Genomic DNA, 7,921 nt, shown 5'->3' with positions numbered 1-7,921 from the left:
GGCTGTATCATAAATCATGATCAGCCTCTTTTTTATTATTAATGGTTTATTGCTATAAAATCAATTAGTTATCTATGGTTTTATTTGTTTTAACAATCTGATTTTCATATATTTAAAGTATAGATATATGAGATATGGCAATCAGACAACCTGTTTTCAAACACTATGATCAGCAGCAAATATTAGCTATTCCGCCAACCCTGGAGGAGCTAATCCCGCAATCCCATCCGGTTAGAGTTGTCAATGAAGTAATTAACAAGATCAATATTGAGCCTTTATTAAAAGCTTATCATATCAGGGGAAGTTCCAGTTATCACCCTCAATTGTTGCTGAAGGTATTGGTTTATGGCTATGTGACCAATATTTATTCCAGCCGTAAGCTGGCGGCTGCATGCCAGGAAAGCATCTACTTTATGTGGCTGAGCTCAATGAGTTACCCCGATCATAATACTATTAACAGATTTAGGGGTGTTCGGTTAAAGAATGCGTTGCGTAGTGTGTTTGAAGATGTGGTAAAGCTACTTGCTGATGAAGGGCTGTTAAGTATTGATGAGATCAATACGGATGGAACAAAGATTGAAGCCAATGCGAACAAGTACACTTTTGTCTGGAAAAAATCAATCCAGACGAACAAGGAAAAAATGAAAAAACAACTGACCGAGATCTGGCAGTATGCGCAGCAGGTCGCTGCCGATGAGGACAAAATGCCTGAACCGCCTGATTTCACAGAGATCGACAGTCAGAAGGTAAAGGCAACGGTAGATCAGCTCAATGAAAAACTATCCGGTAAAGAGAACACCGATAAGAAGATGAAGGCTAAGCTTCAATATGTGACTAAGAACTATCCCGTAAACATTGCTAAATACGAGCAGCAGGAAGCTATACTGGAAGAAAGGAACAGTTACAGTAAAACAGATCCTGACGCTACCTTCATGCGCATGAAAGAAGACCACATGAAAAATGGCCAGTTAAAGCCGGGCTATAATGTTCAGATCTCTACATCCAATCAATTCATTGTCAATTATACCATTCATCCCAATCCTACAGATACCACTACGTTTCCAGCCCATATAGCGCAGCATGAAACCAGTTTCGGCAAGGCCCCTAAAGTGGTTACTGCAGATGCGGGGTATGGATCAGAAGAAAATTATACCTTGCTTGAAGAAAAAGAGACTACCGCTTTTGTAAAGTATGGTATGTTTGATAAACAGCAGCATGAAAGCCATAACAATAAGTTTCCCTTTGCCTCGGATAAACTTTTTTATAACCAGGATAAAGACTGTTATATCTGCCCGATGGGCCAGCAAATGGATTTCATTGGAAATTACATCAGGAAAACCAGTACGGGATTTGAACAGCATGTAAAAAGATACCAGGCAAAGAACTGTGGGAATTGTCCACTGAACGGCGCATGCCACAAATCAAGAAATAACCGCATCATTGAGGTCAATGAAAACCTAAAGCGGCAAAAGCAAAAGGCTTACGAACTATTAAACAGCCAGGAAGGTATAGAACGGCGAAAGAAACGGTGTTTCGACGTTGAACCCGTATTCGGAAATATCAAACAGAACCACGGGTTCCGACGCTTCATGCTCCGTGGGAAAGAAAAAGTAGCGATAGAATGGGGCTTACTTTCAATCGCACAAAACCTAAGAAAAAAAGCTGCCTAAAGGCCTTCTTTTCACTCGTTCTTAATCAAKAATATTCGTTAGTTCGAAATCAACATCAAAAAACTACTTGAAATCGATTTATCCGCCGTAAAATAAAAAGACCGCATCATTTGATTTATGATACGGCCTCGTGTTTTGTTTTTATATCTTTATTTAAAATTTAACAAATGGAAGTTACCACATATACAACATTTAGGCGGCAACTGAAATTTTATCTGGATAAAGTTCGTAATGATCATAAACCCTTAGTGGTTACAAGTACGAATGCAGAGGATGTTGTAGTTATTTCCAAAGCTGATTATGAAAGCATGGAAGAAACATTTTACTTGCTTAAGAGTCCGGCAAATTCTGCCCGGCTGATGAAAAGTATCGGGGATTTGGAAAATGGTTTAGGTACCGAAAGAAAACTGATTGAAGAGTGAGGATTGTTTTTTCCGATCAAGCCTGGGAGGACTATTTATACTGGCAGGCTACCGATAAATCTATTTTCGGAAAGATAAATGCTTTAGTAAAAGAAATAGAAAGAGCTCCATTTGAAGGTTCTGGCAAACCAGAGCCGTTGAAGCATAACTTAGCAGGTTTGTGGTCTCGCCGGATAAATTTAGAACATCGTCTGGTATACAAAATTGACAACGGATCAATTCATATACACCAATGCCGCTATCACTATTAAAACATCAAAATAACTCACATGTTTCAAGGTCTGCCTCAACTTCTCTAAGGCAATGCTCACCTGGCGTTCAACCGTTTTAGGCGAAATGTTGAGCTTGCTGGCAATTTCCTTATACTTCATATCGCTAAAGCGGCTCAACACAAAAATTTCGCGACATTTTTCGGGGAGGGTGTTTATGGCTGCCTTTATCTGGCAGGCCAGTTCTTTTTCTTCGTAGCCGTTTTCAACGGCGCTGCGTACTTCGTCAAGCAGGTTGTTTTTTTGCAGGTAATCAACGTAAAGGTTTTCTATTTTTTGGTGCTTCAGATAATTGAGGCTGCGGTTTTGCGCCATTTTATACAAGTACGAACTTACCGATGTTGAAAAGGTAACTTCATGGCCCTTCTCCCATAAATCAGTAAATATTTCGGCAACTATCTCCTCGGCCACCGGCAAATCATTCACAAAACGATTGGCGAAAAGCGTAAGGCGGGTATAATGAAGTTTAAATAAAACTTCAAACGCGCCGGCGTCGCCCTGCGTGAGTTTTGTTATTGATGTGTTGGCTTTTGAGGTAATCATTTATTCATAGGGAAGGTAAAAAGAATTACTTTTTAAAAAACTTTAACAAGTTAACGATTAAATTTTGAAAGCATCAAATTTAATATGGAAATATTGACAAATGCGCTCGCGATATTTTGCATTGTGGGTGTAATTCGCAATTAGCAGGGTGAAATTTTGTCTTTGTCCGAATTTAATAAAAAAATATTTTAATTCCGTTTGAGGGTACGGGGTTTCTCAGTTGTCTTGCTAATAAGAACACGAATGGACAACGAAGAAATAAAACTGTTACTGGTAAAATATATAGCCCGCGAAGCCGATGAAAAAGAGGTGGAACAGGTGAGAGAATGGGTTAATGCGCACCCCGAGAATGAGCAGTACTTTGCCCAGCTATATGAAACCTGGCAAAACATGCTGTACCTGAAGCCCGATGTTATTGATGAGGAGAAAGCATTCGCCAAATTTTCGGCGGCAACCATCCCGCATGAGCCAAAATACAGGGTGCTTGTTTTATGGAGTAAAGTAGCTGCTGTTGTGGCCCTGTTTGGGTTGCTAACAGCTGTGCTCATAAGCCATTATTCAAAAAATGTGCAGAGTACAAGGCAGGTATCTGTTAATAATGGGGGCATAAAAAAAATAGTTTTAAGCGATGGTACCATCGTTTGGCTAAATGCAGGCAGTAAGCTTAAATACAACACTGATTTTAATAAAACAAACCGGACTGTTTACCTGGAAGGCGAGGCTTTTTTCGACATTGCTCCCGGTAGCAAAACTATCCCGTTTTTGGTTAACACTAAAAATTATACCATTAGGGATATCGGCACAAAATTCAACCTGAAAGCTTATGCTAACGACTCCTTTTTTGAAACCACGGTGGTAAAAGGCGAGGTAGCGGTTGAAGGCAACATAGATAATAACACCCGCGAGATGAACCGCATCTATGTTAAGCCGCACCAGGTGCTCAGGATATATTATCCCAGTGCCGAAAAATACGCGGTAAAGCAGGATGATAAAGAATTGAAAAATCTAAACGAGATACAGGTATCGCAGGTTGATTCGGCAAAAATGGACCGCTACGATGGGTGGAAGGATGATTTGCTGGTATTTGATGGTAATACGCTCGACGAGATATCTAAAGTGCTGGAACGCAGGTACAATGTAAAAATTATTATGGACGATGCCGAGCTGCAAAACATTCGCTATTCTGGCAGTTTCAAAAGCATAGCCAGTATAGATAAGGTTTTGGAACTGATAAAAGGCAATACAGCCATTAACTATTCTATTGCCGGCAATACAATAAACATCACAAAAAACAATAAAAACTAATCTGTTAACCCTTTAAAAACAAAATAACCTATGGAGATAAACTAACGCTCTCTCTTTCAAAATAAAAAACCCGGTGTGCGCTAACACTCCGGGCTTCAATAAAATCAATAGCTAATACCCTACGCTTGGGGAAGCATCGTATTAACTGATTAACAAACAAATTTATGATAAATTTTGACAGAAAATCTGTAATGGCTGCGCGTGCGTGGCAAAAAACGATTAAAATTATGAAGCTTGTAACTGTTTTACTCTTGACGGGAATAATGCAAATACACGCAGCTGTTTTTTCGCAAAACGTTTACAACTTTAATGTAAACAATATATCTGTTAAACAGATGTTTAAGCAGATTGAAAAAAGCAGCAAATACACGGTTTTTTACCGCCTTGACCAGGTTAACATTGATAAAAAAATTAATGTTGAACTGCAAAACGCCAGTATTGAAACGGTAATGAAAGATGTGCTTAAAAACCAACAGCTTACCTTCCAGGTGGTTGACAACATCATTATTATTAAACCGGCCGATGGCAAAACTATAGCAACCGTTACGGTTACCGGTACCGTTACAGATGCTGCCGGGCTGCCGCTACCCGGAGTTAGCATAAAACTTAAAGGGAGCACATTAGGAACAGTAACCAACATCGACGGAAAATACAGCCTTACATTGCCCGATGGTACAGGTACGCTACTGTTTAACTTTTTAGGCTTTACACCGCAGGAAGTGCCCATTGGCGGCCAAACAGTGGTAAACGTAAAGCTTGTTGAAGAATCAAAAGCCTTGAATGAGGTTGTCGTAGTTGGTTATACCACTCAAAAGAAAAAAGACCTTACCGGTGCCGTAGCAGTAGTTAATGTTAAGGATTTGAATAAACAGGCTTCATCATCGGTAAACAGCCAGTTACAGGGGCAGGCATCGGGGGTTACAGTAACGGGATCGGGTCAGCCGGGCGAAGAGCCCCAGGTACACATCAGGGGTTTTAACACGTTTGGCGATAACACCCCATTGTACGTGGTTGATGGGATGGAAACTTATGATGTAAGCACGCTTAACCCAAATGACGTTGAATCGTTACAGGTATTAAAGGATGCAAGCTCAGCTTCAATATATGGTGCCAGAGCTGCAAACGGGGTTATCATCATTACCACCAAAAGGGGCAAGGGCAAAGTGAGCATTCAGTATGATGCTTATTATGGCTCGCAGGTACCTAAAGGGGGTAATGTTTGGCATACCTTAAATCCGCAACAAACGGCCGACCTTCAGCTAATGGCCGAAAAAAATTCGGGAATAACAGATTTTACCGACCCGCTGTATAATCCTACCGGGGCAAATTCAAAATTTACATTGCCTGATTATATTACTCCCGCCGGTGCAAAAGAGGGAAGCGCTGCGGTAAACCCCTCGAAATATTATGTTAATCCCTTGTATACTTCGCCAGATGATTATAATAACTTTTACCGTATAACAAGGGCAAATAAAGCAGGCACCGATTGGTATCACGAACTATTTAAATCAGCCCCTATAACCAGTCATAACATAACCCTAAGCGGCAGCAGCGACCAGGCGAGCTACCTGTTCTCGCTTAATTATTTTAATCAGCAGGGAACATTGATTGACACTTATTTAAAACGGTACACCTTACGCTCAAACACTACATTTAATATTACCAAGCATATCCGGGTAGGCGAAAACCTGGCCTACTCTATTACTAAAAACCCTAAAGTAAGTACAAACAATCCTGATGGTGTTATTGCCATGGCCTTAAGGGAGCAGCCAATTATTCCGGTATATGATATTAAAGGTAACTACGCCGGCAGTTACGGCACCGGCTTGGGCGATGCTAACAACCCGGTGGCCATACAGCAACGTTCAAAAGTAAGCGGCGCTACAGATTACCGCCTGTTAGGTAATATGTTTGCCGAAGCAGACATAGTTAAGGGGCTAACCCTGCGCACCAGTTTTGGTGGCGACATTACCAACGGTAACGACCATTACTTTAACTACCCAACCTATGAAAATGTCGAAAATTCGCAAACCAACAGTTATGGCGAAGATTCATACAGTAATTATACCTACAACTGGACAAACACCCTTACCTATCAAAAACAATTCGGAAAGCATAGCCTTAATGTGGTAGTAGGTACCGAATCTGTTGAAACTTACAACAGCGGGCAGGGGGGCAGCATACAGGGCTTCTATAACTTCGACCCAGATTACGTTAACCTTTCTACAGGGACCACCAACAAAAATATTTACAGCGGCAAAAGTGCTACCTCGCTTTTCTCGGAGTTTGCCCGCCTTGATTATATTTTTGATAACAAATACCTGTTTAATGCTACCATTCGCCGTGATGGTTCGTCTAAATTTCCGGTAACCCAACGTTATGGCTACTTCCCGGCTTTTAGTGCGGGATGGCGTATTTCTCAGGAAAGCTTTTTGAAAGAAGTAAAATGGCTTACCGACTTGAAAGTGAGAGGCGGCTGGGGTATTATGGGTAACCAGATTAATATGGGGGCCAAAGATGCCTTTACCACTTTTAATACCAACATAGGCCAATCATACTATCCTTTAGATGGCAATGCAGCTTTGTTGCCAGGTTTTTACCAGGACCAGATAGCCAACCCCAACGCATTGTGGGAAAAAGATATCAACTCCAACTTTGGTTTTGATGCTACCATCCTTAACGGAAAAGTAGCTATAACCGCCGATTACTACCGTAAAGACATTAAAGATCTTTTATATGCAGCCAAGCAATTGGGTACTGCCGGTAATGGTAATGTGCCTGCACAAAACGTAGGTAAAATGAAAACAGACGGGTTAGATATATCTGTAACAACCAATTTAAACGTAAATAAGGAGCTAAGCTTTAGTGCCACAGGAACCTTAACCACCTATAATAACAAAATATTAAAGGTATCTGATGATAGGGATTATTTCCCGGGCGATGCCACCAGCCGCTTTGACGGCCCGATAACCAGGAGCGCAGTAGGCCATTCATTAGGCGAATTTTATGGCTACCAGGTGGATGGTTTTTGGAATACCCAGGCGCAAATTGATGCCGCCGATGCCAGCGCTCAAAAAATAAGCGGCGACCCAAATGCTGTTTATCAATCGGATACCAAAGTTGGCCGGTTTAAATATAAAGATGTTAATGGTGATGGTATAATTACCGATGCCGATCGTACATTCATCGGTAACCCTAACCCTAAATTTACAACCGGTTTAAACCTGAGTGTAAATTATAAAAACTTTGATGCCAGTGTATTCCTTTACGGCTCATTTGGCAATAAATTATGGAACAGCGTGAAATACTGGCGGGACTTTTACGCCTCGTTTGGAACGGCCAAAAGCTATACCGCGCTTAATGATTCATGGACGCCCACGCATCAAAATGCAAAAGCGCCTATACAGGAGCTGGATGCATCAACCAGCAGTGGCGCAACACCAAATTCTTATTTTGTTGAAAACGGTACCTACGTGAGGATGCGCAACGCGCAAATTGGCTACACCTTTAAAATTCCCGGCCTGAAAAAAGCAGGCGTTCAAAAATTAAGGATCTATGTATCGGCTACCAACCTGTTCACATTAACCGGTTATAGCGGCATCGACCCGGAATTGAGCGGCAATACCAAAGATTTCGGTATTGATGAAGGCAGCTACGCCAGTCCACGTACATTTTTATTCGGTGTAAATTTTTCATTATAAACACAGCATTA

At 41.1% G+C, this 7,921-nt stretch carries 6 protein-coding genes; 5 read left to right on the top strand and 1 reads right to left on the bottom strand.

Annotation, left to right across the window (positions count from 1 at the left end):
* The first annotated feature begins 134 nt into the window (after positions 1-134).
* The 3 genes from AC1DU2_RS15000 (at position 135) to AC1DU2_RS14990 (ending at position 2,343) form a co-directional block, all read left to right on the top strand.
* Positions 135-1,670, top strand: a complete 1,536-nt coding sequence (locus tag AC1DU2_RS15000) for an IS1182 family transposase (RefSeq protein ID WP_477385141.1) — start codon at positions 135-137, stop codon at positions 1,668-1,670.
* Positions 1,671-1,837: 167 nt separating this feature from the next.
* Positions 1,838-2,092, top strand: coding sequence for a type II toxin-antitoxin system Phd/YefM family antitoxin (locus tag AC1DU2_RS14995; protein WP_477354988.1), 255 nt, complete (start codon positions 1,838-1,840; stop codon positions 2,090-2,092).
* Complete coding sequence (locus tag AC1DU2_RS14990; protein ID WP_477385140.1) at positions 2,089-2,343, top strand: Txe/YoeB family addiction module toxin; 255 nt, start codon at positions 2,089-2,091, stop codon at positions 2,341-2,343. The genes AC1DU2_RS14995 and AC1DU2_RS14990 overlap by 4 nt, the downstream gene beginning before the upstream one ends.
* On the opposite strand, the gene AC1DU2_RS14985 is transcribed toward AC1DU2_RS14990, so the two are convergent.
* Positions 2,308-2,904, bottom strand: a complete 597-nt coding sequence (locus tag AC1DU2_RS14985) for an RNA polymerase sigma-70 factor (RefSeq protein WP_477385139.1) — start codon at positions 2,902-2,904, stop codon at positions 2,308-2,310. The genes AC1DU2_RS14990 and AC1DU2_RS14985 overlap by 36 nt on opposite strands.
* Positions 2,905-3,147: 243 nt before the next feature.
* On the opposite strand from AC1DU2_RS14985, the gene AC1DU2_RS14980 reads away from it, so the two are divergent.
* Both AC1DU2_RS14980 and AC1DU2_RS14975 read left to right on the top strand, forming a co-directional pair.
* Complete coding sequence (locus AC1DU2_RS14980; RefSeq protein WP_477385138.1) at positions 3,148-4,209, top strand: FecR family protein; 1,062 nt, start codon at positions 3,148-3,150, stop codon at positions 4,207-4,209.
* A gap of 263 nt (positions 4,210-4,472) precedes the next feature.
* Complete coding sequence (locus AC1DU2_RS14975; RefSeq protein WP_477385137.1) at positions 4,473-7,910, top strand: TonB-dependent receptor; 3,438 nt, start codon at positions 4,473-4,475, stop codon at positions 7,908-7,910.
* Positions 7,911-7,921 lie beyond the last annotated feature (11 nt).

The sequence above is a fragment of the Mucilaginibacter sp. P4_C11 genome (genome assembly GCF_056402115.1).
The sequence above is the reverse complement of the archived record's forward strand: the minus strand, read 5'-3'. Positions and strand labels throughout refer to the sequence as shown.